This is a genomic window from Thiorhodococcus fuscus, from assembly GCF_042682685.1.
GTDB classification, from domain to species: domain Bacteria; phylum Pseudomonadota; class Gammaproteobacteria; order Chromatiales; family Chromatiaceae; genus Imhoffiella; species Imhoffiella fuscus.
Genome location: NZ_JBHUHX010000058.1, coordinates 15,753 through 41,819 on the forward strand (window position 1 = coordinate 15,753; position 26,067 = coordinate 41,819).

Here is a 26,067-nt window from a genome sequence, read left to right on the forward strand (position 1 = left end):
TGCCCCGGATGCCGAGCGAACTGTCGCGTGCCGATCTGCTGCGGGTGCTGACCAAGGCCCCGAGTGTGCCGGCGACCCCGATGGCGCGCCTGCTCGGCTGGGACAGTCACGAGGTCGGCACATCAGGCGCCGTCTCTGCCGCAACGCCCTCGGCCAAGACTGGCACTGTGGGCGCTAGCGCCCCGGTGCGCTATCTGTCGCGGCCGGCGCTGGTCTACTGGCACCTGGTCGGCTGCGAGCCGCTCACCAGCGAGTCCGCAGAGGATCGGCAGGATGATCCGGCACGGGCCGGATCCGGATCCGAGGCCGTACCCGAGCCAGCTCCGCCACCGGATCCCCGCATCCCGCCGCTGCTGAATGCCGGTGAATGGCAGAACCTCTGGGACCGTTTGCCGTCCTCCCGACGGCCTGGCCGGGCCATCGACCTGCGCGCCAGTCTGCGCCGCCTGGCGCGTGCCGAACCCCTGCGCGATCTGCCGCGCCTGTCCAGACGGGGATTCAATCGCTCGGTGACCCTCGTCCTCGGCCGTTCCGCCGCGCTACGCCCGGTGTGGGACGACATGCGGCTCGCCAAGCGCACCCTCGCGGCCTTGCTCGGCGGCGACTTGCAGACCTTCCTTCTACCGGCCGGACCGGAGGGACCTTGGCTCGAATCACCGGGCGAGGCGGCAGCGGTGGCAGAACGGCCATCGGCCGCGCTCGGCATCGACGCCAACCTCGCCGCCATCCCCGACGGCGCGCTGGTGGTCCTGATCGGCGCCTTCGGGGCACTCGACAGTGCTGAGATCGAGCCTGACTGGCTGGGCCTGTTCACCCGTCTAGGCGCCGCCGGCCATCCGCTGCTGCTGGTGCCGGTGTGTCCGCTGCGCCAGACCGCGCTGCCGGCTGCCCCGCTGGACCCGGCGCAGGGTCGCGCCGACCGCGATGCCGCCGATCCGGTCCGCGACACACTGCTGGCGGCACTGTCGCAGACCTGGCTGCCGACCCCAGCCCGGTTGCGCCATCTGCGCCGCGCGATCCCTGGCGCGGACCTGCACACCGAGCTGCGTGCCTACAACGCCCCGGATGTGTTTCGCGACGCCTTCCATCTCTGGCTGAACCCGGATCGGCTGGCGATCTGGCTCCATGAGTTCGCCCGGTTGCCCCGGCACGCGCCGTTGCGACGGGTCATCGAGGACTGGCGCCGTGGTCTGGATGCCGGCGCCCAGGCCATCGAACGCCTGCAGTCGAACCTGCTCGACCCCGGTTCGCCGGTGGAGTATCGCGCGCTGGTCGAGCAGGCCAGGGAAGTCGCCGCCGGGCTGGACGGGCCGAGCAGCATGGCGCGTGCCCAGCTCGCCAGCATGCTGCCGGTGCTCGACAAGATCCGAGACCCGCATTGGCTGTCCGTCCAGCGGGATGTGGATCAGTTGCGGCGTTTCATCGGTCTCGGCACGGTGGCCGATGCGGAGGCGGCCGATGCCGAGGCGTCGAGCCACACCCTGGTCCAGCGCGGTGCCGATCTCCGATTGCGGTCAGGCAGCGACGGCCTCCTGTCCATCGGCCCGCGTGCCTACAGCCTGGAGACCGGCCGGCTCGTCGAGGGTATGTCGCTGGCTGGTCAGCGCACCCTGACGGTCATCGATCGCGGCCAGCGCTGGCGCCTCGCGACCACCACCCGCCCACGCTGGGCCGAGCGTGTCTGGAGCGATGGCCGGGACCTGTTCGCGGCCCATGCCGACAACGCCATCCTGCGCTGGCAGCCTGCGGCACCGGGCCGGCCCGTCGGCGCCTGGCAGGCGGAGCAGAATCCCTGGCCATGGGGCGCCGAGATCGGCGCCGATGACTTCGGTCTCTGGGCGCGGCTCGAGGTGCGCGGTGTGTCCTACCGGCTGCGCTGGATCCCGGCAGGCCGCTTCCTGATGGGCTCGCCGTCGAGCGAGCCGGAGCGCGACGATGACGAAACTCAGCATGAGGTGACTCTGACCGACGGCTTCTGGCTCGGTGAGACCGCAGTACACCAGGCCCTGTGGCGTGCGGTGATGGGCGACAACCCAAGCCGCTTCAAGGGCGATGATCTGCCGGTGGAGCAGGTCAGTTGGGACGACTGTCAGCGCTTCATCGCCAAGCTGGCTAGCATGGTGACGGGCCTCGAGCCCGCGCTACCCATCGAGGCCCAATGGGAATACGCCTGCTGCGCCGGCACCCGCACCGCCTTCAGCTTTGGCGACGCGCTGGATACGGAACTGGCCAATTACGACGGCAACTCCCCCTACAACGACGGACCTAAGGGCGAGTATCGTCAACGCACGCTGCCGGTGCGGAGCTTCGCACCCAACTCTTGGGGTCTGTACCAGATGCACGGCAACGTCTATGAATGGTGCGCGGACTGTTACGGCGCCTATCCGGCCGGGCCGGTATCGGATCCCACCGGGCCGGCGGATGGCTCCTCCCGCGTGCTGCGCGGCGGTTCGTGGAAAGGCTACGGGCGCATCCTGCGCTCGGCGTATCGCGACCGCAACGCGCCGGGCCTCCGCGGCGACTTCATCGGCCTGCGTCTTGCCGGAGGTGTCGATCGGCAGGCCGTAGCCGGCGCCATGACCGCCGACGGCCGAGAGCGGAGCGACCGGCCGGTCGGTGGTCAAGGCGCCGGCGGGGCCAGTGCTCTGGCGTCTCGGCATCCGGAGCAGCGCCCCAAAACCGGTCTGCTCCGCGACTGGCTGCGGCGTTTACGCAGTGGCGACAAGGGTTAGGTGTCAAGTCCCCTGAGATTGTATACGCGTTTTTTGAATAGTTCGGGACGTTTCTCAGTCCAATCCTTGAGGGCTTGAATCGGGGCAATGTGCCTGAGTGCTTTTTGCGGAATGTGCTGGTTGTAGACCTGGACGTAGCGGGTGATGGTGTGCTCCAGACTCTGCGACGAGTCGAAGCGTGTCGTGGCCAGCACCTCGGCGATACGCCCATTGAAGCGTTCGACCATGCCATTGGTCTGTGGAGTTCTGGGTTTGGTCAGGCGATGCTCGATGGCGTGCTGGGCGCAGACCTGATCGAAGCGATGCTGCCCCGTTGGCGAGCGCTCGCCCGTGGCGCAGAACCGGTCGGTGAACTCCTTGCCGTTATCGGTGAGGATCTTGGTGAGGGTGAATGGCGCCTTGGCGATCAGGCGCTCGAGAAAACCGCTGGCCGAAGCCGCCGACTTGTCGTCGAGGATCTTGACGTAGACCCAGCGGGTGGCGCGATCGATCGCTGCGAAGAGGTCTTTACGCCGGTCTTCATCGGGCATTTGGGGCAGATATTTGACGTCGACATGGACGAACCCAGGCGCGTAGCCTTTGAAGGTCTTCACCGGGCGCTTTGCGGTGTCTGCGTCCTGCGGAATCAGGGCCTTGAGGTTGGAGACCCCGTGGCGCCGCAGGCAGCGATCGAGTGCTGAGCGCGAGGCCTTGGGGTGAATGAACGCGCGGGTGACCGCCAACAGATCGTCGAGCGGCAGCAACAGCGTTTGACGCAGGGCCACCACGAGGACCTCCTGCGCGGGCGAGAGCGTCGTCGAGAGTCGGTGTGGGCGGCGCGAGGCATCCTCGACTTCGGTGCGTCGCCGTCACTCCCTCACCGTCTGGACCGAGAGGTTGTACTGGGCGGCGAGGACCGTGTTCGGCAACGTCGAGGCTTGCAGTTCAGGACGAATCGCCGGGGTGGTGCGGGCGTTCTTGTGCAGGCGGATGTTCATCGGTAATCAGGCTCTCGGTCGGCAGTCAGCAGGATCACTGTGATTTCCGCGCGTGGCTACTTTATGGCTCAAGTGCTCTAGCACCTCGCGGGCACGGAACAAAGGATAGCTCCGTCGAGGCAGATAATCACACGGGACATAACAGTTTAGGTACCCTAAAATGACGCTTCGGGCTAGGGCAATTCAGAACGAGCTATCCATGCGCTACCACTTCTTCACCGTCCGCTGCATCGATCCCGCAGCCGACAGCGAGCGAGCGGGTCATGCTCTTCGACCCTAGCCCCCCGCTGTTCCCGGCCGACTGGGCGATCGCCTGGGGCGAGGACGCCTATGGCCTCTGGCAGGCATGTGAGATTGCCGGGGTGCGCCAGGTCATGCGCTGGTGTCCGCCAGGACGTTTCCTGATGGGTTCGCCGCCGGACGAGCCGGAGCGTGGGGACAACGAAGCCCAGCATGAGGTGACCTTGACCCGCAGCTTCTGGCTGGCCGAAACCGCCTGCACCCAGGCGTTGTGGCAGGCGGTGATGGGGGACAATCCCGCTCACTTCCGGGAGGATCCGGAGCATCCGGTGGAGCAGGTGTCCTGGGACGACTGTCAGGATTTCCTGGCCCGCGCCAACCGGTCGCGCGACGACAGCCTGGTGCTGCGGTTGCCGACCGAGGCCGAGTGGGAATACGTCTGCCGCGCTGGGACGCGAACCGCGTTCAGCTTCGGCGATGCGCTCGGCACGGAGCAGGCGAACTATGACGGCAACTTTCCCTACCGGGGACCGAAGGGTCCGTACCGCGAACGGACGCTACCGGTGCAGAGTTTCGCACCCAATCCCTGGGGCCTGTACCAGATGTACGGTAATGTCTGGGAGTGGTGCGCGGACTGGTTCGGAGACTATCCGGCCGGACCAGCGCTCGATCCTAATGGGCCGGCCGATGGCGCCTCCCGCGTGCTGCGCGGTGGTTCGTGGTACAGCTTCGGGCGCCACCTGCGCTCGGCGTTTCGCTCCCACTACGCGCCGGCCTCCCGCTACGGCAGCTTCGGCCTGCGTCTTGCCGGAGGTTGACCCGTCGGCCCTGGGCGGGCGCAGGCTCTCACTCCATGCAACAGAGAACTGGCCGATGTGGCACCTCCCGCAACGGTCGTGAAGTCAAGCAATCGTTTCCATCCGCGACGCGAGGCAGCATCTGCCTCTTATCGTGAGCGCGCCGACCTGCGCGGCCATCCGAACGGCGATCGTACCGCCTGTCAGTTGGCGGCCGCGATGCAAGGCGAGACGAACAGATTGCCCTGCCAGCCGCCGTGCAGGGTGCGGGCGGCGACCACCGACCACATGAGCGCCCCAGCGCCGCGACCAGCACTGTGCCCAGGCTGGAGAAGAACGCCAGATCCAGCATCGCCCCTTCGCTGCGACCATGGGCAGCAGCCAGACCCATGGGGATGGTGCCCATGAACCTGGAGACAAGGCTATGGCAGAAGATCCGCCTGGCCTACTGTCCGAACAGGGTCCAGGTCCAGCGCGTGGCGTAGGGCGTGCTGAAGAGGACGAAGAGCAGGATATCGAGCAGCCATAGTCCTTCGCCGATTGGGTGCAGACCGGAATCCAGGCTGGGCCACCTGAGGCAGGACATCGGTCTGGAGCGCGGATTGCGTCGGCCGGTCGAACTGCTGGTCGGACACAACCATGTGGTGACCGGCGAGGCGTTGCGTCGAGGCGAGCTGGATCTGGCATATCTCGGTCCGGTTGCCATGTGATTTTCCCTCATCCCCATCCTTGGGCCATCCCGTTACTTGCCCATCGTTATATGCGATTATATATAGCGATGAAGGATGCCGGGATCCTCAGTGCCCTGGAACCGGGGTCGGGCATCTGCTCCCACCTATCGCCGAGCCCGTTCCACGAGCAGACGAGCACTGCTCGGCGCATCTTCCGCGAGTTGACTATTCGGTATGACGATTCGACATCCACTGGCCTCCGTCGAGGATCGAGAGGCAGGCCGGGCCTCCGAGATTTCCCCGACACGGCGCCAGGGTGATTCTCCTTCTCCCGTCGATTCCATCGACCTGACGACGCCCCATGCCTGCGAGTGCGGTCTCGGCGAATGCCGTGCGCAGTTGTTGCCGCTGCTCCATGAGATGAGCCGCACGGTCACCGAGGCCGGCGATCTGTCCTCGACCATTCGTATCCTGCTGCGTTTGATGAAACGGCACATGAAGCTGGTGTGCGGGGTGGTGAGCCTCTATGACCGGGACTCCGGCAAGATTTTCATCCACGAGAGTTTCGGATTGAGCGAGGACGAGGTCTCGCGCGGGGTCTATCTGCTCGGCGAAGGGATCACCGGACGGGTGGTCGAGACCGGCCGCGCGATGGTGATACCGCGCATTGCCGACGAGCCCGATTTCCTCAACCGTACCGAGAGTCATGGCGATATCGCCAGCACCGACCTGTCCTTCCTCTGTGTCCCCATTCGGCGCGGACGTAAGGTCATGGGCACCATCAGTGCCGAGCGCGTCTACGACAATCGTCGATTGCTGGATATGGACGGTCGTATCCTCACCATCCTGGCCGCCGCCGTGGCCCAGGCGGTCGAGCTCTATCTGATCGAGAACGTCCAGCGGGTCGCACTCGAAGCGGAAAATCGCCGTTTGCGCGGCCAGCTCAAGGCCAAGTTCAAGCCCTCCAACATCATCGGCGGCTCCAAGCCGATGCAGGAGGTCTACGATCTGATCGAGAAGGTGAGCCGTTCCAAGACTACGGTGCTGATCCTCGGCGAGAGCGGGGTCGGCAAGGAACTGGTTGCGAGCGCCGTTCATTACCACGGACCCAACGCGTCGGGTCCATTCGTCAAATTCAATTGTGCCGCCCTGCCTGAAAGCGTGATCGAGAGCGAGCTGTTTGGTCACGAGAAGGGCGCGTTCACTGGTGCGACGGCTCAGCGCAAGGGCCGCTTCGAGGAGGCCAGCGGCGGTACCATTTTCATCGATGAGATCGGTGAGCTGTCCCTTTCGATGCAGGCCAAGCTGCTGCGGGTGCTGCAGGAGCGCACCTTCGAGCGGGTGGGAGGGAATACGCCGATCCAGGTCGACATCCGCATTCTGGCCGCCACCAATCGCGACCTGGCCGCGATGGTGGAGCAGGGGACCTTCCGCGAGGATCTCTATTACCGGCTGAACGTCTTCCCCATCACCATTCCGCCGTTGCGCGACCGGGGGAACGACATCATCGCCTTGGCCGATCATTTCGTGACCCGGTTTTCCCAGGAGATGGGCATCGAGGTCACGCGCATCTCGACCTCGGCCATCAACATGCTGCGCTGCTACGATTGGCCGGGAAACGTGCGCGAGTTGGAGAACGTGATCGAGCGTGCCATCCTCCTCGCGGAGGACGGCGTCATTCATGCCTACAACCTGCCGCCTTCCTTGCAGACGCCGGTCGTCTCGGAGAACTCGCCCATCGGCTCGCTGGAGGCCAAGCTCAACGCCGTCGAGTACGAGATGATCGTCGACGTGCTCAAGGCGTCTCGTGGAAATACCACCGAGGCCGCCAATCGGCTCGGCCTTACGCGCCGGGTGCTGGGGTTGCGCATGAGCAAGTACGGTCTGGAGCGCAAGACTTTTCGCTGATCGATACGAAACCAGAACTCTCGCAGAGCATGATGTCGTCGCCCGACGCCCAACAGATCCATTCCCTTCAGCTCGCCACGGGCGAGCGTCTGGTTGCGGTTGCGACCAAGGGGAACGTTCAGATCGACCAGCATTTCGGCCATGCCGACGATTTCAAGATCTATGCCGTGGGTTCGAACGGCGTGCGCTACATCGAGACCCGTGTGGTCGAGCACTACTGTCAGGGCGGCTACGGTGACGAGGATACGTGGGCCATCATCCTGCGCGCGCTCGCCGACTGCAGCGCCCTATTCGTCGCCCGCATCGGCGACGGCCCGCGCGCCAAGCTCACCGCCGCCGGCATTCGCCCCATTGACGACTATCCCTTCGAAGCGATCGAGGAAGCCATCGCAGCTTGGCACCAACAGGTGGCGACGGCCTGACTGCAAGCTTTATTTGGGCCTGTGCGTGGTCTCGAACGTTGCCGGCCCGAGCTTACCCCGCCTTCGGGCGACAAAACCAAAGAAACCTTGCCGCCCATCCTGTGCGATGATTTCGTCTTCATGCCCGGAGCGTGCCGCAGCATGTCGCGGCGGTCTTGAGCGTTCGGGCTTTCTGCCGAGAAGTGCCTGTCCAATGAATCCCTTGCGTAAGAACATCGCCGAGATGAACGGCTATGTCCCCGGTTTCCAGCCGGCCGATGAGTCGGCCTGGATCAAGCTCAACACCAACGAGAATCCCTATCCGCCGTCGCCCAGGGTCGCCGAGGCGATTCGGGCCGAGGTCGGCGCGGATGGTGGCAGTCTGCGCAAGTATCCGGATGCCGCCAGCCGGGATATGCGGGCGACGGCGGCCGAGCTATTCGGCGTGAGCCCGGACTGGGTGATCAGCGCCAATGGTTCGGACGAGCTGCTGAACAATCTCATCCGGGCCTTCGCGGGGGAGGGCGAGGAGATCGGCTATGTCCATCCCTCCTATTCCTACTACTCGACCCTGGCCGAGATCCAGGGCGCGCGGGTGCGCACCTTCGGTCTGACCGAGGACTTCGAGCTGGCCGACTTCCCCGAGCGCTACGAGGGCAAGCTCTTCTTTCTCACCAGCCCGAACGCGCCGCTCGGTTTCGCCTTTTCCAGGGAATGGATCGCCTCGTTCGCCAAGCGGTGTGCGGGGATGCTGGTGGTCGACGAGGCCTATGCCGATTTCGCCGACGGGGATGTCCTGGATTTGGTGCGCGAGCACGAAAACCTGATCGTGACCCGGACCTTCTCGAAGAGCTATGCACTGGCCGGGATGCGGCTGGGACTCGCCGTCGCGCGGCCTTGGGTGATCGCTGCGCTGGACAAGATACGCGATCACTATCACCTGGATCGGCTGGCGCTGGTCGCCGCAACCGCCGCGTTACGGGATCAGGACTATCTGCGCCAGACGCTGGCACGTATCCGCGCCACTCGCGAGCGGTTCACGGCCGAGCTGCGTGCCATTGGCTACAGGGTCATCGATTCCCAGGGTAACTTCGTGTTTGCGTCGCCCCCGGACCGCGACGGCGGGCGGGTCTATCAGGCGCTGTTCGAGCGCAAGATCCTGGTGCGTCATTTCAGCGATCCGCTGCTCGCGCACGGATTACGCATCAGCATCGGCAGCGAGGCGGATATGGAGACGACCTTAGCGGCGATGCGCGAGATTGGGTAGCAGGACGATATCTCCGGTTTTCATTTGAGCGGTGCGCGCGGGGTCTCGACGGATCGGGCCAGGCGCAGTCCGAAGCCATAGTGGCGCACGTTGGGGGCATAGCGGAAGCGGAGTGCCGAGCGGGCACCTTCGGGATAGAGGAACCAGGCTCCGCCGCGCGCCATGCGCAAGGGCGTGCCATTGGCCATGCGCTGGCAATCCTGGCTCCAGACGCTGCCGTCGCTCGGTGCGCCGACATAGTTCGGGTGGACGCAATCGGCGACCCATTCCCAGACGTTGCCGTGCACGTCGTAGAGCCCCCAGGGGTTGACCGGTTTCTGGGCGACGGGGTGGGGGTGCTCGTGCGATGAATCGAGATACCAGAAATAGTGCCCGAGATCCTGGTCGTTATCGCCGAACCAGTAGTCGGTTTGGCTTCCGGCCCGCGTGGCATATTCCCATTCGGCCTCGCTCGGCAGACGATAGCCGCCACCGAGTTCCGGGCGCCGATTGAGCGTATGCACGAACGCCTGTGCGTCCTCCCAGGACACCTGCTCGACCGGGTTGTCCGGATGCTTGAAGTAGGACGGATTCTCGCCCATGACGGCCGTCCACTGACGCTGCGTGACCTCGGTCTCCCCGAGATAGAAGGGCTCGGCGAAGGTGACCCGATGGGCGGGAAGCTCGGTCTCGTCGCAGCGATAGCGGGTCGTATCGCAGCCCATCTGGAAATCGCCGGCCGGAATCAGCCGGAAGCGGATTCCGAGCGCATCGGTGTAGGTCTCGGGCGGTTCGGCGCAGACTGCGTTGGAGATGATTGAACCGGCGAGCAGCGCGCCGAGAGCAAAGGCGTGGTTCATGGGCATGCGTCGGGGGGCGTCGTTGAATGGCGGTCCAGTATCGGTGCTTTTCCGACCGCGATACGCTGAGATTTCGCAATGCCGGATGAGGCGGAGCAGGATGCGTTCGTTCGCATCCGCGATCCGCTCGGGCAATCACATATCTTTCGCAAGGAATTCGACGGGTTAGAACTTGGGTGTCTCGATCGCATCTATACGGGTTATGCGTCCACGCGCACCATTCGGAGACCGCTCATGCTGATCAAGAGACCCTCGGACATCGCTTCGTCCGAGATCACGCCGCCCGAGATCTATCGCCGCCGACGCGAATTCATCAAGGCCGCTGCCGCAGGCATCGGGTTGGCCGGAGCCGGACCGCTGCTCCTCGGGGGCGGCTCGGTGCTGGCCGAGACCTCCGGTGGAACAGCGATTCCAAACGTTCGGCCCAGCCCGTTCAGCACCGACGAACAGCGGACCAGTCTGGACGACGTCACCCATTACAACAATTTCTACGAGTTCGGGACCGAGAAGAGTGACCCAGCCGCCAACGCCGGGACGCTCAAGACGCGTCCCTGGACCCTGGTCGTGGATGGGGCGTGCGAGTCACCCGGCGAGATCGGAATCGAGGATCTGCTGTCCGGTTTCACCCAGGAGGAGCGCGTCTATCGGCTGCGCTGTGTCGAGGCATGGGCCATGGTGGTGCCTTGGGTCGGGTTCCCGCTCGGCGATCTGCTGCGGCGATTCAAGCCGACCTCGAAGGCCCGCTATGTCGCCTTCGAGACGCTGCTGGATCCAGAACAGATGCCCGGACAGCGTCGCTCGGTGCTCGATTGGCCCTACCGCGAGGGGCTGCGGATGGATGAGGCCATGCATCCCCTAACCATCCTCGCCACCGGCCTCTATGGTGAACTGCTGCCGAATCAGAACGGTGCGCCGCTGCGTTTGGTCGTGCCCTGGAAATACGGTTTCAAGAGCATCAAGTCGATCGTGCGGATCCGCTTCACCGAACGCGAGCCTCAGGCGACCTGGAACATGATGCAGCCCGACGAATACGGCTTCTATGCCAACGTCAATCCGGCTGTGGACCATCCGCGCTGGAGCCAGAAGAAACACCGTGTCATCGGCGAGGGTCTGTTCGCCCGCAAGCACGAGACGCTGCCTTTCAACGGCTATGGCGATCAGGTGGCGAGTCTTTACAGTGGGATGGATCTGAGGCGGTATTTTTGAGGCGTGAATTGAACTGCAAAGGCGCAAAGGACGCGAAGAAGCGTGTTGGGGCGGTCGTGGTTCCGCTTCCGACTCGAAATGGTATCAGAGGGACAGTCGATGGCTAGAAGTCGAGCCGAACGGGTCTTGCCGTTGGCCAAAGTCGTTCTCTTCGCGGCTTGTCTTGCGCCGTGCGGTCTGCTGGTCTGGGACGCGGTCTCAGGATCGCTGGGACCGAATCCGGTCGAGACGTTGCTGCATGGAACGGGCGATTGGGCATTGCGTCTGCTGCTGGTCACGCTGGCCATGACGCCGTTGCGACGGTTGACGGGGCAGGTCTGGCCGATACGCATGCGGCGCATGCTGGGGCTCTTCGCCTTCTTCTACGTTGCCTTGCACCTGACGGTCTATCTGTGGCTCGATCGCGAGCTGGCCTGGTCGACGATCGTCGACGACGTCATCAAGCGGCCCTACATCAGTGTCGGCTTCATCGCCTTCCTGATGCTGATTCCGCTGGCGCTGACCTCGACGCGCGGCTGGATGCGCCGGCTCGGCCGGCGCTGGACTCAACTGCATCGCGCGGTCTACGTCATCGCCGTGCTCGGGGTGGTGCACTATCTCTGGCTGGTGAAGGCGGATCTGCGCGAGCCGCTCATCTATGCCTCGGTGCTGACGATTTTGCTCGCCTTTCGCGTGCCGTGGGATCGACTTGGGGCGATGTTCCGAGGGGTTAGAGTCGATCGCTCAGGTCCCTAACCGAGAATCCGCGCCAGGACTCGCTCATCCCTTTGTCGAGCCCCATCACCTTGAAGCGCTCGCCCATCTCGGTGGGTAGGAGCAACTGTTTGGCGGCCAGCGTCTGCTCCAGTGCGTCGGGCGATTCGCTCAGGAGTTGGTCGATGCCGCATCCGATCAGGAAATGGGCCTGGGTGGTGAAACCGGCCAGCTCGAATCCCGCGCCCAGACCCGCCTCGGCGACGGCCGTGAAATCGACGTGAGCGGTGATGTCCTGCAGACCGATGTGCCGATAGGGATCCTCGTGGGCCTGGTGACGGTAATGGCACATGAGGGTGCCCATGGAGCGGTCCGACTGATAGTAGGCGGAGCGGCTGTAGCCATAGTCGATAAGCAGGGCCAGCCCGCGCTCCAGGACGTCCGACAGGGCCGACAGCCAGGGCGCGAGACGCAGATTGATCTCGGAGGCGTAGCCTGGCGTTTGGGCGAATCCCTCGGCCTGGAGCGTCGCGATGCGCTCCGCCAGTCCGGGCGAGCGGATCGGCGCATCGACATCGGTGAAGGCGCCCTCGCGCTCGCCGACGCAGACCTCCAGCGGTTCGCCTGCGTCGTCCAGACGAAAGCGGTGCACCGGCATGGCATCCAGTACCTCGTTGGCGATCACGATCCCTTGCATGCGTTCCGGGAGCCCATCCAGCCATTCGCAGCGATCGATCAGGTGAGGAAGGCGTTGCTGGATGCGGTCGCGCTGGCGCCGACGCAGCTCCGGGCTCGGCTCTAGGATGCGGTAGCGCTTGGGCAGTGCGTCGCTCTCGGCGAGCCGGCCCAGGATCTGAATCGCGAGCGCGCCGCTGCCGGCGCCGAATTCCAGGATCTCGGCCTCGGGTATCCGCTCCAGCACCTCGGCGCACTGGTTGGCGATACAGCGGCCGAACAGTGGGGAGAGTTCGGGGGCCGTGGTGAAGTCGCCATCTGGTCCGAATTTCTCCGCTCCGGCCACGTAGTACCCCAGGCCGGGTGCATAGAGTGCGAGCTCCATGAAGCGGTCGAATGGCAGCAATCCGGCGGACTCGGCGATCGCGGCGCGGATGCGATCCTGGAGCCGGGCGTTGATCTCGGCCGCGAAGGTGTCGGTGTCGTTCGGTTCGTCGGGCGGTTGGCGGCGCGTGTCGTGCTGGGTCATGAGATTCTCAAGGCGTCATACTGGGTTGGAAGGCGATCGTGCCAGATTGGATAGAATGAGGTGAACGGTGAATTCAAGCACGAGCGAACGACGATGAGCGATCAAGACAAGGACATTCTCCACCGGGGCGACGCCCATTCATCGCCCTATCCAGTGAGTCGATTGGCTCCATCATTCGATACCGGCGCGTTGTCCGCAGAGGTTGCCAAGGCCGAGTCCATGTTGAGCGCACGGACCGGGGCCAAGCTGCGGGTCATCGCCGATCAGATCGCACTGTTGCAGCAAGAGGCGCGTAAGGTCTTGGACGAAGCACGCGACGAGCAGGCGTTGAACCATGCCGCCTGCGCGTTCAAGCGCATCCCCGGCAAGACCTATCATCTCTATCGCCGCGCCAGTGGTCAGACCTTCTTCTCGATGCTGTCGCCGCAGGAGTGGGGCGGGACACCGCCGTATCCCTTCCTCGGATCCTACCGGCTTGAGACGGATTATTCCTGGACGCCGGCCGAGCGTGCCTCGCAGATGGATGACACGGGGGAGTTGGTCGCTCAGCTTCTGCGTATCGGCGGTCTGGACTCGGGTGAATAGGTGCGCCGGCCGTGACGGCTTGCTGGATCGACCTCAGTGGTTCGCCGTCCCTGTCGGACGGTCTCCGCGTTCGATCAGGATGCCGACATCCACCCCGTCGCCGACGGCGCCCGGCTTGTTGAGGCGTAGGCGCACCCAGGGGATGCCGAATTCCTCGCGCAAGATCGACGCGCAGCGCTCGGCCAGGGTTTCGACCAGTTCCGAGCGGTTTTCGCCGACCTCGCGTTTCAGGCGCTGGGTGACGGCATCGTAGTCGAGCGCGTCCTCGATCCGGTCCGAGGCGGCGGCGCGCGCGATGTCGCTCGCCATCTCCAGGTCGAGGACGATGGGGCGACGCGTCTGCTTCTCCCAGTCGTGGATGCCGATGGTGGTTTCGATGGTGAGGTTGTGGATGAAGACGATGTCCATCGTCGTGCTCCGGGTGTGATTGTGGTGAAACGCCCTATCTTGACCTGAGGCGGCTTCGCGGGTCCAATGGCGCACCATGATTACCGCGACTCTACTTACCATTGCTGCCTATTTGCTGGGGTCCGTGTCCAGCGCCATCATCGTCTGCCGCGTGATGGGGCTGCCCGATCCTCGCACTCAGGGCTCCAACAACCCAGGCGCGACCAATGTGTTGCGCATCGGCGGCAAGAAAGCGGCCGCCATCACCTTGGTCGGCGACAGCCTCAAGGGTCTGATTCCAATGCTGATCGCCCATCTGCTGGGCCTCGGGCCGGCGGCCCTGGCCAGTGTCGGTCTCGCGGCCTTCGTCGGGCATCTGTATCCGGTCTTCTTTGGCTTCCGTGGCGGCAAGGGCGTTGCGACGGCGCTCGGGGTTCAGTTCGGTCTCTATTGGCCGATCGGTCTCTGCGTCGCGGCGGTCTGGCTGTTCGTCGCCAAGGTGCTCAAGATCTCGTCGCTCTCGGGCCTCATTTCCATGGCCCTCGCGCCGCTCTTCGTCTGGCTGTTCTGGTCGGACAAGCCACTGATCGGGATGCAGCTCATCATCACCGGGCTCCTGATCTGGCGTCACCGCAGCAACATCCGCAACCTGCTCGAGGGAACCGAGAGCCGCTTGAGCGGAAGTGCCGACTAGATCCATCAAGGAGACGGCGCTGCGGCTCGACGTCTCCTCGGTCGGCATATCCCAAACCGGCGTGGTTCAGGCGATTGCTGCACGCTCGGCGGTCTCGCCAGGGACGTTCCCGCGATGAGCTTGAGTCCGGTCCGCATCGGCAGGATGCTGGCGGATCTCAGGCCCAGATGACCGCCGCGTTGGTATCCAGTGTCTTGGCGAACATGGTGCCCGCATCCACCCGTCCGAGATTCAGCCGCACCCTGGCGCCTTTCGGCATGCGCGCGACCTCGGTGCCATCCTCGACCTGCTTGCCGATCACGCTGACGGTTGTGGGTTCGATCACCTCGAATCCGACCCGAAGGTCACCAGTCTGAGGGCTCTGGGGCGTGCCCCGGTAATGGCCGTCCCCCGAAGGGCACGAAATCAGCGGGCAGAGTTGTAGGTATCGGTCGGACGCTAGGCCCTGTCGGGCCGATTTGTTCGAGGCATGCCTACCCAGTCGGAAGTCTCCAAGCCTGACCTCGAATGCCTGTTAGCTTTCCGAAGAATCGGGGAGCGTTGTCGCTCGTGTGTAGACGTCGCTCGTCGTGTTGTCCTTGTTGAATGGTCGACCGAGTTGTCTGTGCCATTGCACGGGTATGGGACGGTCTGTCGGGGTCGTCGGCCGTTCGGGATTGCGGTCGCTATACTGGGGCGCACACGGGCCCCGGGAATCGCGCGGGGATTCCGAGATCGCATGGCATGCTAAAGCAAGAGTAGGGGGGGCTTCGATGAGTGATCAGGGCGCGGGTTCAGGGTCGAGTGAGCAGAGTTCCGAGGGCTTCGGTCTGGATGAGTTGCAGCGGCTGGACCGGGGTTCGCTGGAGGCCCAGTTCGATGCCTTGGTGTCCGCCCTGGGTGCCGCGCGAGAGGCCCATGACGCCCAACGCTGCATGATGCTGGATCTGCAAAGCCATCAGGTGGAACTCGAAATCCAGGGGCGGGAACTGCGCGAGACCCAGAAGGCGCTTGAGCTTTCGCGCAACCACTATGCGCGTCTGTTCGAAGAGGCCCCAGTCGGTTACGTGGTCTTCGATCGAGAGGGGCGGATCCGTGCCGTCAATCTTGCGGCGTCCTGTCTGATCGGTCGCCCTGCGTCCGAGCTGGAAGGTGCCTCGTTGCTGGATTTCGTCGTCGATTCGGAGCCGCTCGATCTTCTCGCGCACCTCGGAAAGGTCTTCGATGCGACGGATAGTTTGGGGGAATCCTGCGATCTGACCCTGCATTTCGCCGATTCTGATGGCGTTCGCGTGGTGCGGCTGTGCTCGGTGAGGCGCGAGGCCGTCTCTGGACCCGAATGCATGGCCGTCCTGCTCGACATTACCGCAGAGCATCGGGTCGAGGCCGAGCGTCAAGCGAACGAGCGATTGCGTCAGGCGGTCCTGGACGCCTTGCCGTCTCAGATCGCGGTGCTGGATCGCACCGGAAACATCATCGCGGCGAACCGCGCTTGGCGCGAGTTCGCGGAGGAGAGCGGCGTTTCGGAGGATCTGCGCAATGCGGTCCGCTCCGACCACCTGATCGCCTGTTGTCCGGGCGAGGCCGATCGGATTCGGGGCGAGGGCGAATCCTCCAGCGGGATTCTTCAGGTACTGAATCGCGAGCGTACCGCCTTCAGCGCTGAATATCCCTGCCATACCGCGCGATGCAAGCGTTGGTTCGTGATGCGTGCCGTGGCGCTCGAAGGCGAGCAGGAGGGTGCGGTGGTGGCCTATGTCGATGTCACCGAGCGTCGACTGGCCGAGGAAGACGCACGTCGCGCCCGCGATGCGCTGGCCCAGGTGGCCCGGCTCAACGCGGTCGGAATCCTGGCCTCATCCTTGATCCACGAACTGCTCCAGCCGTTGAGTTCTGCAAGCTTTTTCTGCAGTGCGGCCTCGCAGTTGGCCGAAGGGCCGGCGGCCGACCCGACGCGTCTGGTCGATGTGATCGGGCGCATCAGCGGCCAGATTCAGCGCGCGGGAGACATCATGGAGCGTCTGCGGGTATTCCTGCGCGGGCGTAAGATGCACAAGGTGAACGCCTCGCTGGATCAGGTGGTGCTGGGGGCCTTCGCCCTCGTGCAATGGTTCGCGACGGACCGCAAGGTCTCGCTCCGACTGCAGGCCCCGGCGGGGCTCCCTGAACTCTTGATCGATCCGGTCCAGATCGAGCAGATCCTGGTGAATCTCATCTGCAACGCGGTCCAGGCCATCGACGCGACCGATCCGCCGCGACGAGAGGTGAGCGTCGAGGTCGTGCCGGGGGATACGGAGATCCTCATGGTGGTGCGCGATACCGGGCCGGGTCTACCGAGCGGTCGGCATGAGACGGTGTTCGATATCTTCGAATCCACCAATGACTCCAGTCTCGGGCTGGGGTTGGCGATCAGCCGCTCGATCGCCGAGGCGCATGGTGGTCGTCTCTGGGCCGATCCCGAACACATCGAGGGGGCGGCGTTCTGTCTGACGCTGCCGCTGCCCGAGGCGGATCCGACGGCTGTCGGCCAGGGACGTTCAGGTCAGCTGGGTGGCGGATTGGACGCGTGACAGTCCTTCCATCGGCCAGCGGGCCTTGGGGCGGAAGCTGAGCGGCTCATGCTGACCGGCCTGCAATCGATGCCAGCCGGCGTAGGCGATCATGGCGCCGTTGTCGGTGCAGAAATTGGGTCGGGGGTAATAGGTCTCTCCGCCCTCGGCTGCGATGGCCGCGTTCATCCGCTCGCGTAGGCGCCGGTTGGCGCTGACGCCGCCGGCGAGTACGAGTCGGCGTCTGCCGGCGGTTTTTAGGGCGCGGCGACATTTGATGACCAGCGTGTCGACGACGGCATCCTCGAAGGCGCGGGCGATGTCGGCGCGCGTCTGTTCGGGGTCTTCCGCCTTCGGCAGTTCGGTGCGCAGACAGTTGAGCGCGAACGTCTTGAGTCCGCTGAAGCTGAATTCGAGCCCCGGACGATCGGTCATGGGGCGCGGGAAGCGGAATCGCGCCGGATCGCCGTGCTCGGCGAGCTTGGCCAGTTCGGGACCGCCGGGGTAGGGGAGGTCAAGGATCTTGGCGGTCTTGTCGAAGGCCTCGCCAGCGGCATCGTCGAGCGATTCGCCGAGGACGCGGTAATCGCCGATTCCGGCCACGTCGACCAGCTGGGTATGCCCGCCCGAAACCAACAGCGCGACGAAGGGGAATTCCGGGGCCGGCGTTTCGATGAGCGGGGCGAGCAGATGCCCCTCCATGTGATGCACGCCGATGGCCGGACGGCCCCAGGCCCAGGCCAGGCTGCGACCGAGCGCGGAGCCCACCAGTAGTGCGCCGATCAGTCCGGGGCCGGCGGTATAGGCGACGCCATCGATGGAGGACGGCGTGGTTTCGGATTCCTCCAGAACCTGATGGATCAGCGGCAAGGTCTTGCGCACATGGTCGCGTGAAGCGAGTTCGGGCACCACGCCGCCGTACTGTGCGTGGATCTCGATCTGGCTGTAGACCGCATGTGCGATCAGCCCCAGATCTCCGTCATAGATGGCGACACCTGTTTCGTCGCAGGATGTCTCGATACCCAGTACACGCATTCGTCCAAACCTCAGCCTAGCCGGCTCTCGTACAATCCAGTCGGGCATCATATTCTTTTTTGCATTCAAGGTTAATTGGTCGTTATACTTGGCGATCTTTTTACCGTTGATCCACCAATCATCGATCCTAACAACCGGAGAAGCGAAGGACTCCTATGCCCAGCGTTCGCGTCAAAGAAAACGAGCCATTCGAAGTCGCTATGCGGCGTTTCAAGCGTTCCTGCGAGAAGGCAGGCGTGCTTGCAGAAGTTCGCCGTCGTGAGTTCTACGAGAAGCCCACTTCCGAGCGGAAACGCAAGAAGGCAGCGGCCGTAAAGCGCCACCAGAAGAAGCTGCAGCGCGAATCCCGTCGCTGGGAACGTCCGTACTGATCGGGCGCCCGAGGCAAGCCCTCGGGGTCATGGAGGACAGCCGCCGCCAGACGGCTGCCCGTGTGGGCTTCGTCGCTGGGTGCGCGATCCAGCCAGTCACGTCGCGCGCTCGTCGAGGTCGGGCCTGAGTTCTTCGGGCTTTCGACGATCCGTCATCCAGTCCATCCGTTGATCTACCAGCTCAAGGCTTCAGTTGTCAGTCATGCTCAAGCAGCAAATCCAGGATGCCATGAAGGCCGCCATGAAGGCGGGCGAGAAAGACAAGCTCGGCGTGATCCGCCTCATCATGGCCGCGATCAAGCAGCGCGAGGTCGACGAGCGTATCGAGCTCGATGACGCTCAGGTGCTCGCCGTGCTCGATAAGATGGTCAAGCAGCGCCGCGATTCCATTTCTCAATACGAATCCGCTGGCCGTGAAGACCTGGCCGAGGTCGAGCGCTTCGAGGTCGGCATCATCCAGGCCTATCTGCCAACCCCTCTGACCGATGCCGAGATCGCCCAGATGGTCGACTCCGCCATCTCCGAGACGGGCGCCGCCGCCATGAGCGACATGGGTAAGGTCATGGGTATCCTGCGTCCCCAGATCCAGGGGCGTGCGGACATGGGTGCTGTCAGCGCCCTCGTGAAGCAGCGACTCGGGAGCTGATACCCGCTGTCCGGCGATCATGGCTGGCAGGATTCCACCAGAATTCATCGACGATCTCCTGGCGCGGACGGACATCGTCGACCTCGTCGGGTCGCGTCTCCAGCTCCGCAAGGCGGGTAAGGACTACCAAGCCCGCTGCCCCTTCCACGACGAGAAGACGCCGTCCTTCACCGTCAGCCCGGACAAGCAGTTCTATCACTGCTTCGGTTGCGGAGCCCATGGCTCCGCGATCGGCTTCCTCATGGAATACGACCGCCTCCCGTTCCGAGAGGCGGTCGAGGAATTGGCTCAGCGCGCCGGAGTTCCCGTTCCCGACGCCGGCGATGCCGTGCCCGCCGGGCCGGATCACGGCCCCCTCTATGCGCTGCTCGAACGGGCGGCGACGCTCTATCGCGAGCAACTGCGTGATGTCCAGCGCGCGGGTCGCGCCGTCGAGTACCTCAAATCCCGTGGATTGACCGGCGAGATCGCCGCTGCTTTCGATCTGGGATACGCGCCGCCGAGGCATGATTTTCTCATGTCGACATTGGGCGCGACCGCCGAGCAGCGTGAGCGACTGATGACGGTTGGCCTGCTCGCGGAGTCCGATGGGCGGCGCTACGACCGCTTTCGCGACCGCGTCATGTTCCCGATCCGGGATCGGCGTGGGCGTGTCATCGGCTTCGGCGGGCGCCTGTTGGGCGATGGCAAGCCCAAATATCTGAACTCGCCGGAGACTCCGCTCTTCCGCAAGGGGCGGGAACTTTATGGCCTGTTCGAGGCTCAGAAGGCAAATCGCAAGCTCGGTTCGCTCTTGATCGTCGAGGGATATCTCGACGTCATCGCGCTAGCCCAGTTCGGGATTACCAACGCAGTGGCAACCCTGGGCACGGCGACGACGGCCGATCATTTGCAGCAGTTGTTGCGCACCGTACCCGAACTCGTCTTCTGCTTCGACGGAGATCGCGCCGGACGCTCTGCGGCCTGGAAGGCGCTGGAAACGGCGCTGCCGCTGGTGACCGGGCACCAATCGATCCGCTTCCTGTTCCTGCCCGAGGGGGAGGATCCCGATACCCTGGTGCGCGCTCAGGGTGCCGAGGGTATGCATCGCCTGGTGGACGGCGCTATTCCGCTGTCCGAGTTCCTGTTCGATCATCTAACCGAGCAGGTCGACATGACCAGCATCGACGGTCGAGCCAGGCTTGGCAATCTCGCCAAGCCCTTGCTCGATCGGATGCCGGTTGGGCTCTATCGGGATCTGGTCGCGAATCGCATCGCCAATCTGACGGGGCTCACGTCGACGCCGACACCGAAGTCGCGTTCGACTGGCCGGCGTGGTTCGGTTGCCTCTCAGCGACCGATGCGGCTGAGCCTGGTCGCTCAGGCGATTGCGCTCCTGCTCGATCATCCCGAGCTGGTGACGCGGGTCGTCGAGCAGGCCGACGATCGCTGGAGACGCTCCAGCAATCCTGGCATCGATGTCCTTGCCGAGCTTTTGAACATGCTCTCGGCCGCACCCGGACTGACCAAGGCCGCCCTCTTGGAGCGCTGGCGCGAGCATCGGCACTTCGCGTATCTGCAGCGTTTGAGCGTCGACTCCTTCCTGCGCGATATCGCCGAGGAAGACGTCGGTGCCGAGCTGATCGGCGCCCTGGGGCGATTGAGCGAGGAGGCCGTCAAGGCGGAGCACAGTCGGCGCTTCAACCTGCGCAGTACGACCGATTGGTCCCCCGAGGAGCGTGCTCGGCTGGAGCAGGAGGCGCGGGTCGCGCGGCGTCGAGGCGAGGATTCCGCTGACTGACTTGTAGTCTGTCAACTGGTTTTTTCATCGGTTTCGACTATCTATTGATTGGCCGATACGAATTGGGCCGACCCAAATAATCGGCGCTTGACTTGCAACCTGATAGCCTATCCTTGTGTTCACCTGGACGGGTAATCAGAAATTATGTTAGACTGCGAAGTTCGCTTTTCGAGCCGCTATCCGCCGCACCGAGTCTAAGGTATCCCATGGATCAAGAACAGCAACAGTCTCAGCTGAAGCAACTGATCGCCAAGGGCAAAGAGCAGGGTTATCTGACCTATACCGAGGTCAACGACCATTTGCCGCCTGGCATCGTCGAGACTGATCAAATCGAAGATATCGTTCGCATGATCAATGACATGGGGATCATGGTCCAAGAGACCGCCCCCGATGTCGTCGATCAGACCCTGAGCGATTCGGCGGTGTCCGACGACGAGGCCGCCGAGGCTGCGGCCGCCGCGCTGGCCACCGTCGACAGCGAGTTTGGTCGGACGACCGACCCTGTGCGCATGTACATGCGCGAAATGGGCACCGTCGAGCTACTGACCCGCGAAGGCGAGTTGACGATCGCCAAACGAATCGAAGATGGCCTCACTCAGGTCCTGACCGCGCTTTCCGTCTACCCGCGTTCCATCGAGAAGCTGATCGAGATCTTCGATCGCGTCGAACGCGAAGAGACCCGTCTCACCGACGTGATCTCCGGCTTTAACGATCTCGAAGAAGAGCCCGAAATTCCGGTTCCATCCGCGCCTGCTGCAAGCATCCACTCCGATAAATCGGACGACGATACCGACGGCGATGAGGACTCCGATGACGACGACGACGATGATGCAGCCGTCGTGGATACGGGTCCCGACCCGGAAGAGGCTGCGCGGCGCGCCGCCCAGCTGCGCGAGGGCTTCGAGGTCCTGCGGGCTGCCTTGGAGCAGTATGGTCGCGACGACGAGCGCTCCCGCGCGGCCATGGCCGCCGTCTCCGAGATCTTCCTGCAGTTCAAGCTGGTTGCGCCCGTCTTCCAGGAACTCGCCGAAATTCTGCGTGGCACGATCGAGCGTATCCGTGGTCAGGAGCGTCTCATCATGAGTATGTGCGTCGATCAGGCCGGAATGCCGCGCAAGCAGTTCATCGAGACCTTCCCGCACAACGAGACCAACTCCGAGTGGCTGGATCAGTTGCTGGCTAGCGGGCATTCCTACGCCGCCCGTCTCGAGGAAAACGCCTCCGAGATCCGGCGCGCCCAGCGCAAGCTGCAAGAGGTCGAGCGCGAGAACTACCTCACCATCGGCGAGATCAAGGAAGTCAACCGCAAGATGTCGATCGGCGAGGCCAAGGCCCGTCGCGCCAAGAAGGAGATGGTCGAGGCCAACCTGCGTCTAGTCATCTCGATCGCCAAGAAATACACCAATCGCGGTCTGCAGTTCCTGGATCTCATCCAGGAAGGCAACATCGGTCTCATGAAGGCGGTCGATAAATTCGAATATCGCCGCGGTTACAAGTTCTCGACCTACGCGACCTGGTGGATCCGTCAGGCCATCACCCGCTCGATCGCCGATCAGGCGCGCACCATCCGTATCCCGGTGCACATGATCGAGACCATCAACAAGCTCAACCGTATCTCCCGCCAGATGATCCAGGAAATGGGTCGCGAGGCCACCCCGGAAGAGCTTGCCGAGCGTATGGAGATGCCGGAAGACAAGGTCCGCAAGGTCCTCAAGATCGCCAAAGAGCCAATCTCGATGGAGACGCCGATCGGTGACGACGAAGACTCGCACCTTGGTGACTTCATTGAGGATTCCGGCGTCATCTCGCCGGTCGACTCAGCCACAGCGGAAGGCCTGCGTGAAGCCACCCAGAACATGCTCTCCAGCCTGACATCCCGTGAGGCCAAGGTCCTGCGCATGCGTTTCGGCATCGACATGAATACCGACCACACCCTCGAAGAGGTCGGCAAGCAGTTCGACGTCACCCGCGAGCGTATTCGTCAGATCGAGGCCAAGGCGCTCCGTAAGCTGCGCCATCCGACCCGATCGGATAAACTTCGTAGCTTCCTCGACACGGATTGACCCTCGGCGCCAGGGACGGCGTCAAACCCCACCTCTCCGGGCCGTTAGCACAGCGGTTAGTGCAGGGGACTCATAATCCCTTGGTCGTAGGTTCGAATCCTACACGGCCCACCATATTTCAATCACTCAAGGTTGCATCAAGGCGCATAAACCGCCTTGATGGGCCTCAATCGCGCCCTTCGGTGTCACCTCTGTGTCACCGTCGACCAGCCCTGAATCGATCCTGGGGGGAGTTGTTGCGAACGGGCGATGTCCCGGAGGACGCTATTCGGTTCGTCCCAATAGGTCTTCAAAACTCGTCGCCTCGTTGTCGATCCAGGTGCCGGCCCGTTCGCGTCGCGTCCCTTGGGCGGTGATACCGATCCTCATACACTTCCTCCCGGAGGGGCGGCTTTTATCCTGACGCCGGAAAGCGGCATTCCAGGCGTCGATCACTCAGGTGATCAATCGCTGATCGAGAGCCATAGGTTTCCGTCGAATATATTGCTGATATCCCATACCGAAGACGCAGTTCGTCGTAGATTCTTGGCCGCTTCAACCACCTCGTCGGCAATGATCGCACCCTGATACGGCAGGCGATGATCGAGCGTCATTTGCCGTACCGCCCCGCTTGCGTTCAGGCCGAAGAGTTCCTGTTGCGCACTGCGCTCGACGATCCAAGGCTCGATCGGCGGATCGTCTTGGTCGCGCGGCTGTTCAGTCGCCAAGAGCACAGCGCGCAGCCGCAACACGGAGGCCACCTGGGTATCGACCCAAATGAGGATCGGTAGGTCGTTCGCTGAGACCACCTTCAGATAGGCAAGCCGGGGCAGGTCTTGCTCGGGAATGGCCGGTTCGACCTCGACGATCTGTGCGCTGAGTCCGCGTCCGGTGAACAGTCGCTCGAGTCGCTCAAGGGTCAGTTTATGCGAGAGGATGACGCTCATGATGACACTCCTTATAGTCAATCGGCTTTCGGTTACGATGCGTCGATTGCATCACGGTAACGCGACAGTCACTGTCGTATCCTCTGCGTATGAACGCCATCCATCACAGCCGCTTCGCGCGGCAGAAGACACTCGAGGGGTTCCTGCCCCCGCCGGGTAGCGCCTCGGATGTTTGCCCGGGCGCCAAGCAGATCGCCCGGCACCTGGCCGATGACTACGGCGACGGCAGCGACGCTGCGGTGCTGCGCGCCGTGCAGCGCGACTTGCGCGCTCTGGTGGAGGAGGGGCGGATCGAGGCGGTCAACCCCGGCGGCAAGCCTTTGCGTTATCGGCGTTGCCAGGAGGACATCAGCGACGACGACGCGATCTGGACCTATACCTTGGTGCAGATGAAGGCGCTCATCGGCTCGTTGATCCCCAATCGGCAGCTCGATCGCTTGTGGATGCACCTGGCCAGCATCCAGGATTTCCCCGTGCTTGAAGAGTCCTGCCTGCGCTTCATTCCCGACACCTTGCGCCTGCAACCGCCTGTGGTCGAGCAAGAGGCCCTGGCTGCAGTCATCAGCGCCTTGATCAAGCAGCGGGCACTCGACATCTGCTACACCAATGCCCAGGGCGAGACCAAGCACGCATCCATCCCCAGGCCATCATCCAGCGGGGGCCTTTGCCGTACCTCTTCGCGCTCAAGAACGATGAGTCCGCCCCGGTGCGACTCTATGCACTGCATCGGCTGCAATCAGCCACGCTGCTGAACGATGTCGAGCGGCGGCGCGCCGCCAACTTCGACCTGGACCAGGCTATCGCGAGCGGACATGCCGATTTCGGTTCGGGCGAGCGGATCGCGCTTGAGCTGAGAGTGCGCGGCTATCTGGCCACAGTCCTCGAGACCTGCCCACTGAACGTCGAGCAGATCTGGGAGCCTGAGCCCGAGGGCTCCGAATTCAAGGCCCGCGTGCGTGCATCTGTGCCATCGACTGGGCAATTGCTGCGTTGGCTGCTTGGTGCGGGGAGTAATGTCGAAGTCGTCGCGCCGAGCGAGCTGCGTCAACTGGTCGCCGTTCAGGCAGCGAAAACGGCAGCGTTCTATGGCCAGGCGGCCGATGCCAGCGACCTCGCAAGACCGCTGGCAACCGAAGCGACCTGAGCGCTCGGTTCATTATGCCCCCATCGATAGCGTCGATCGGTTGTCGAGTCGGCTTGGTAACGGAGTGCTTTGCGGGCCGGTCTGGATGTCCAATTTCTGTCGCCAAAACGTCCGCTCGGGATGTTCCTCGACCGTTCGTTGAACTGGACCCCAGGCCGCGTCATTGCCTGATTTAGACCACGCAGCGCAAGACGTCAGACTCTGTCGCATCACTTTGCGACACTGTCTCTGCGGCTGGTGAGCGATCAGCGCAGGGGCCGGTATGGACCCTTCGAGCCATTCCTCTGAGCTGGCCTCTGCCGCAGCGCATCAACGGACCGATTCACCGAGGACAACCTCATGCCGCAACCCAAGGCAACACATTGGTCGAGCAGCCTTCAGGCTGAGACTCGCTCAGTCATCGAGTCGCGCGGGGAGCGCTTCCGCAGTCTGGACGCCAATCTCCATTTCAAGAACATTGACGGGCGCTATGGCCACATGTCGCTCTTTGACCTCGGGCGCGGTGAGCTCTATGTCATCGACAAGCGCGATGCCGAGTGCTGCGACTTCGCTGATGTCGAAGTCCTGCTCGCCGCCGGTTGGGCGATCGACTGACTTGATACGATCAATGGGGGCTTGGCAGTGGCGAGTGAGCAATAAGTTATATGCCATGTAAAAGGAAACACCACCCGCTGTGAACGCCATTATCAGGGGTGGCATATCACAGGAGAACTGCGATGAGTAAGAATCGAAGAACTGGATTTCAGACCGATTTGTGGAGAGTCGACTATATCGACCGTTTTACTTGGGATGACAGCTGTCAAGGAGAGGCGCTTTCTAAGACGCTCGCTGAGTGTAAGTATAACGAGTTGACAAACAATGGGGTCAATAATACCGAGAATGATAAGAATTGTTTGGGTTACTACCCATCTCATTACACACAACTTCATAATTCATGAGATTCCCTGGCGAATTTAATCCCGGCAGCCACGTC

Annotated in this window: 24 protein-coding genes, 1 tRNA gene and 1 pseudogene; 18 read left to right on the plus strand and 8 right to left on the minus strand. The window is 63.4% G+C overall.

Translation table 11 applies throughout. The features are described from left to right. Window positions 1-8: 8 nt before the first annotated feature. The gene (locus ACFSJC_RS18185; protein ID WP_386028617.1) at window positions 9-2,732 is read left to right on the plus strand and encodes an SUMF1/EgtB/PvdO family nonheme iron enzyme; all 2,724 of its coding nucleotides are present in this window, start codon (window positions 9-11) and stop codon (window positions 2,730-2,732) included. On the opposite strand, the pseudogene ACFSJC_RS18190 reads toward ACFSJC_RS18185, so the two are convergent. Next, a pseudogene (locus tag ACFSJC_RS18190) lies at window positions 2,729-3,709 on the minus strand (IS481 family transposase). The gene ACFSJC_RS18185 and the pseudogene ACFSJC_RS18190 overlap by 4 nt on opposite strands. 263 nt (window positions 3,710-3,972) lie before the next feature. Between ACFSJC_RS18190 and ACFSJC_RS18195 the strand changes: the two are divergent. After that, window positions 3,973-4,767 (plus strand): formylglycine-generating enzyme family protein, encoded by a 795-nt coding sequence (locus tag ACFSJC_RS18195; protein WP_386028618.1) that lies wholly within the window; start codon window positions 3,973-3,975, stop codon window positions 4,765-4,767. 424 nt (window positions 4,768-5,191) lie between these two features. On the opposite strand, the gene ACFSJC_RS18200 is transcribed toward ACFSJC_RS18195, so the two are convergent. Further along, on the minus strand, window positions 5,192-5,332 hold the full coding sequence (locus tag ACFSJC_RS18200) for a hypothetical protein (protein ID WP_386028619.1): 141 nt from the start codon (window positions 5,330-5,332) through the stop codon (window positions 5,192-5,194). 319 nt (window positions 5,333-5,651) lie between these two features. On the opposite strand from ACFSJC_RS18200, the gene ACFSJC_RS18205 reads away from it, so the two are divergent. The 3 genes from ACFSJC_RS18205 to hisC all read left to right on the plus strand — a co-directional run bounded on the left by ACFSJC_RS18205 (window position 5,652) and on the right by hisC (window position 8,993). After that, window positions 5,652-7,325 carry a sigma 54-interacting transcriptional regulator gene (locus ACFSJC_RS18205; RefSeq protein WP_386028620.1) on the plus strand — a complete coding sequence of 558 codons (1,674 nt, stop codon included), beginning with the start codon at window positions 5,652-5,654 and terminating at the stop codon, window positions 7,323-7,325. 29 nt (window positions 7,326-7,354) lie between these two features. Next, window positions 7,355-7,747: a NifB/NifX family molybdenum-iron cluster-binding protein gene (locus tag ACFSJC_RS18210; protein ID WP_386028621.1), complete on the plus strand. Its 393-nt coding sequence runs from the start codon at window positions 7,355-7,357 to the stop codon at window positions 7,745-7,747. Between the two features lie 193 nt (window positions 7,748-7,940). Further along, a complete protein-coding gene (gene hisC / locus ACFSJC_RS18215; protein WP_386028622.1) occupies window positions 7,941-8,993 on the plus strand; it encodes a histidinol-phosphate transaminase in 1,053 nt (350 codons plus the stop codon). A 20-nt stretch (window positions 8,994-9,013) separates the two neighbouring features. Here hisC and ACFSJC_RS18220 read toward each other — a convergent pair whose 3' ends face one another. Further along, window positions 9,014-9,832, minus strand: a complete 819-nt coding sequence (locus ACFSJC_RS18220) for a formylglycine-generating enzyme family protein (RefSeq protein WP_386028623.1) — start codon at window positions 9,830-9,832, stop codon at window positions 9,014-9,016. Between the two features lie 234 nt (window positions 9,833-10,066). Here ACFSJC_RS18220 and msrP point away from each other — a divergent pair, with 234 nt between their 5' ends. Together msrP and ACFSJC_RS18230 are read left to right on the plus strand one after the other, a co-directional pair. Further along, the gene (gene msrP / locus ACFSJC_RS18225) at window positions 10,067-11,038 is read left to right on the plus strand and encodes a protein-methionine-sulfoxide reductase catalytic subunit MsrP (protein WP_386028624.1); all 972 of its coding nucleotides are present in this window, start codon (window positions 10,067-10,069) and stop codon (window positions 11,036-11,038) included. Between the two features lie 99 nt (window positions 11,039-11,137). Then, window positions 11,138-11,773: a protein-methionine-sulfoxide reductase heme-binding subunit MsrQ gene (locus ACFSJC_RS18230; protein ID WP_386028625.1), complete on the plus strand. Its 636-nt coding sequence runs from the start codon at window positions 11,138-11,140 to the stop codon at window positions 11,771-11,773. Here ACFSJC_RS18230 and ACFSJC_RS18235 read toward each other — a convergent pair. Further along, entirely contained in the window at window positions 11,748-12,935 is a 1,188-nt protein-coding gene (locus ACFSJC_RS18235; protein ID WP_386028626.1) for a class I SAM-dependent methyltransferase, read from the minus strand. The two genes, ACFSJC_RS18230 and ACFSJC_RS18235, sit on opposite strands and share 26 nt — an antisense overlap. Window positions 12,936-13,028: 93 nt before the next feature. Between ACFSJC_RS18235 and ACFSJC_RS18240 the strand changes: the two genes are divergently transcribed. Next, complete coding sequence (locus tag ACFSJC_RS18240) at window positions 13,029-13,520, plus strand: DUF2452 domain-containing protein (RefSeq protein WP_386028627.1); 492 nt, start codon at window positions 13,029-13,031, stop codon at window positions 13,518-13,520. A 33-nt stretch (window positions 13,521-13,553) separates the two neighbouring features. On the opposite strand, the gene folB is transcribed toward ACFSJC_RS18240, so the two are convergent. Beyond that, on the minus strand, window positions 13,554-13,928 hold the full coding sequence (gene folB, locus ACFSJC_RS18245) for a dihydroneopterin aldolase (protein ID WP_386028628.1): 375 nt from the start codon (window positions 13,926-13,928) through the stop codon (window positions 13,554-13,556). A gap of 76 nt (window positions 13,929-14,004) precedes the next feature. Between folB and plsY the strand changes: the two genes are divergently transcribed. Continuing rightward, complete coding sequence (gene plsY / locus ACFSJC_RS18250; protein WP_386028629.1) at window positions 14,005-14,601, plus strand: glycerol-3-phosphate 1-O-acyltransferase PlsY; 597 nt, start codon at window positions 14,005-14,007, stop codon at window positions 14,599-14,601. Window positions 14,602-14,758: 157 nt separating this feature from the next. Here the strand turns inward: plsY and ACFSJC_RS18255 are convergent, their stop codons facing one another. Beyond that, entirely contained in the window at window positions 14,759-15,082 is a 324-nt protein-coding gene (locus ACFSJC_RS18255; protein WP_386028640.1) for a TMEM43 family protein, read from the minus strand. 271 nt (window positions 15,083-15,353) lie between these two features. Here ACFSJC_RS18255 and ACFSJC_RS18260 point away from each other — a divergent pair, with 271 nt between their 5' ends. Further along, window positions 15,354-17,150, plus strand: coding sequence for a PAS domain-containing sensor histidine kinase (locus ACFSJC_RS18260; protein ID WP_386028630.1), 1,797 nt, complete (start codon window positions 15,354-15,356; stop codon window positions 17,148-17,150). Here ACFSJC_RS18260 and tsaD read toward each other — a convergent pair. Further along, window positions 17,118-18,164, minus strand: coding sequence for a tRNA (adenosine(37)-N6)-threonylcarbamoyltransferase complex transferase subunit TsaD (gene tsaD / locus ACFSJC_RS18265; RefSeq protein WP_386028631.1), 1,047 nt, complete (start codon window positions 18,162-18,164; stop codon window positions 17,118-17,120). The genes ACFSJC_RS18260 and tsaD overlap by 33 nt on opposite strands. 155 nt (window positions 18,165-18,319) lie before the next feature. On the opposite strand from tsaD, the gene rpsU reads away from it, so the two are divergent. The 5 genes from rpsU to ACFSJC_RS18290 all read left to right on the plus strand — a co-directional run bounded on the left by rpsU (window position 18,320) and on the right by ACFSJC_RS18290 (window position 23,138). Next, window positions 18,320-18,535, plus strand: a complete 216-nt coding sequence (gene rpsU / locus ACFSJC_RS18270; RefSeq protein WP_007041206.1) for a 30S ribosomal protein S21 — start codon at window positions 18,320-18,322, stop codon at window positions 18,533-18,535. Window positions 18,536-18,737: 202 nt separating this feature from the next. After that, complete coding sequence (locus ACFSJC_RS18275) at window positions 18,738-19,181, plus strand: GatB/YqeY domain-containing protein (RefSeq protein WP_386028632.1); 444 nt, start codon at window positions 18,738-18,740, stop codon at window positions 19,179-19,181. Between the two features lie 19 nt (window positions 19,182-19,200). Continuing rightward, window positions 19,201-20,961, plus strand: a complete 1,761-nt coding sequence (gene dnaG / locus ACFSJC_RS18280; protein ID WP_386028633.1) for a DNA primase — start codon at window positions 19,201-19,203, stop codon at window positions 20,959-20,961. Between the two features lie 206 nt (window positions 20,962-21,167). Beyond that, window positions 21,168-23,024 carry an RNA polymerase sigma factor RpoD gene (rpoD, locus tag ACFSJC_RS18285; RefSeq protein WP_386028634.1) on the plus strand — a complete coding sequence of 619 codons (1,857 nt, stop codon included), beginning with the start codon at window positions 21,168-21,170 and terminating at the stop codon, window positions 23,022-23,024. 38 nt (window positions 23,025-23,062) lie between these two features. Beyond that, window positions 23,063-23,138, plus strand: a tRNA-Ile gene (locus ACFSJC_RS18290). Between the two features lie 329 nt (window positions 23,139-23,467). Here the strand turns inward: ACFSJC_RS18290 and ACFSJC_RS18295 are convergent. Beyond that, window positions 23,468-23,950, minus strand: coding sequence for a hypothetical protein (locus ACFSJC_RS18295; RefSeq protein WP_386028635.1), 483 nt, complete (start codon window positions 23,948-23,950; stop codon window positions 23,468-23,470). An 89-nt stretch (window positions 23,951-24,039) separates the two neighbouring features. On the opposite strand from ACFSJC_RS18295, the gene ACFSJC_RS18300 reads away from it, so the two are divergent. From ACFSJC_RS18300 to ACFSJC_RS18310, 3 genes are all read left to right on the plus strand, one after another. After that, window positions 24,040-24,702 carry a hypothetical protein gene (locus tag ACFSJC_RS18300; protein ID WP_386028636.1) on the plus strand — a complete coding sequence of 221 codons (663 nt, stop codon included), beginning with the start codon at window positions 24,040-24,042 and terminating at the stop codon, window positions 24,700-24,702. Next, window positions 24,657-25,094, plus strand: a complete 438-nt coding sequence (locus ACFSJC_RS18305) for a WYL domain-containing protein (protein WP_465325864.1) — start codon at window positions 24,657-24,659, stop codon at window positions 25,092-25,094. Before ACFSJC_RS18300 ends, ACFSJC_RS18305 begins: the two co-directional genes overlap by 46 nt. Before the next feature lie 339 nt (window positions 25,095-25,433). Next, window positions 25,434-25,688, plus strand: coding sequence for a hypothetical protein (locus ACFSJC_RS18310; protein ID WP_386028638.1), 255 nt, complete (start codon window positions 25,434-25,436; stop codon window positions 25,686-25,688). The last annotated feature ends 379 nt before the right edge of the window (window positions 25,689-26,067 follow it).

Bases quoted from the DNA above. Each gene is read 5' to 3' on its own strand.
- rpoD (WP_386028634.1), top strand. From the start codon at position 21,168: ATGGATCAAGAACAGCAACAGTCTCAGCTGAAGCAACTGATCGCCAAG.
- msrP (WP_386028624.1), top strand. From the start codon at position 10,067: ATGCTGATCAAGAGACCCTCGGACATCGCTTCGTCCGAGATCACGCCG.
- ACFSJC_RS18220 (WP_386028623.1), bottom strand. From the start codon at position 9,832: ATGAACCACGCCTTTGCTCTCGGCGCGCTGCTCGCCGGTTCAATCATC.
- ACFSJC_RS18295 (WP_386028635.1), bottom strand. From the start codon at position 23,950: ATGAGCGTCATCCTCTCGCATAAACTGACCCTTGAGCGACTCGAGCGA.
- dnaG (WP_386028633.1), top strand. From the start codon at position 19,201: ATGGCTGGCAGGATTCCACCAGAATTCATCGACGATCTCCTGGCGCGG.
- ACFSJC_RS18260 (WP_386028630.1), top strand. From the start codon at position 15,354: ATGAGTGATCAGGGCGCGGGTTCAGGGTCGAGTGAGCAGAGTTCCGAG.
- tsaD (WP_386028631.1), bottom strand. From the start codon at position 18,164: ATGCGTGTACTGGGTATCGAGACATCCTGCGACGAAACAGGTGTCGCC.
- ACFSJC_RS18235 (WP_386028626.1), bottom strand. From the start codon at position 12,935: ATGACCCAGCACGACACGCGCCGCCAACCGCCCGACGAACCGAACGAC.
- ACFSJC_RS18300 (WP_386028636.1), top strand. From the start codon at position 24,040: ATGAACGCCATCCATCACAGCCGCTTCGCGCGGCAGAAGACACTCGAG.
- ACFSJC_RS18195 (WP_386028618.1), top strand. From the start codon at position 3,973: ATGCTCTTCGACCCTAGCCCCCCGCTGTTCCCGGCCGACTGGGCGATC.
- plsY (WP_386028629.1), top strand. From the start codon at position 14,005: ATGATTACCGCGACTCTACTTACCATTGCTGCCTATTTGCTGGGGTCC.
- ACFSJC_RS18185 (WP_386028617.1), top strand. From the start codon at position 9: ATGCCGAGCGAACTGTCGCGTGCCGATCTGCTGCGGGTGCTGACCAAG.
- ACFSJC_RS18230 (WP_386028625.1), top strand. From the start codon at position 11,138: ATGGCTAGAAGTCGAGCCGAACGGGTCTTGCCGTTGGCCAAAGTCGTT.
- ACFSJC_RS18310 (WP_386028638.1), top strand. From the start codon at position 25,434: ATGCCGCAACCCAAGGCAACACATTGGTCGAGCAGCCTTCAGGCTGAG.
- ACFSJC_RS18240 (WP_386028627.1), top strand. From the start codon at position 13,029: ATGAGCGATCAAGACAAGGACATTCTCCACCGGGGCGACGCCCATTCA.
- ACFSJC_RS18205 (WP_386028620.1), top strand. From the start codon at position 5,652: ATGACGATTCGACATCCACTGGCCTCCGTCGAGGATCGAGAGGCAGGC.
- folB (WP_386028628.1), bottom strand. From the start codon at position 13,928: ATGGACATCGTCTTCATCCACAACCTCACCATCGAAACCACCATCGGC.
- hisC (WP_386028622.1), top strand. From the start codon at position 7,941: ATGAATCCCTTGCGTAAGAACATCGCCGAGATGAACGGCTATGTCCCC.
- ACFSJC_RS18200 (WP_386028619.1), bottom strand. From the start codon at position 5,332: ATGTCCTGCCTCAGGTGGCCCAGCCTGGATTCCGGTCTGCACCCAATC.
- ACFSJC_RS18275 (WP_386028632.1), top strand. From the start codon at position 18,738: ATGCTCAAGCAGCAAATCCAGGATGCCATGAAGGCCGCCATGAAGGCG.
- rpsU (WP_007041206.1), top strand. From the start codon at position 18,320: ATGCCCAGCGTTCGCGTCAAAGAAAACGAGCCATTCGAAGTCGCTATG.
- ACFSJC_RS18210 (WP_386028621.1), top strand. From the start codon at position 7,355: ATGATGTCGTCGCCCGACGCCCAACAGATCCATTCCCTTCAGCTCGCC.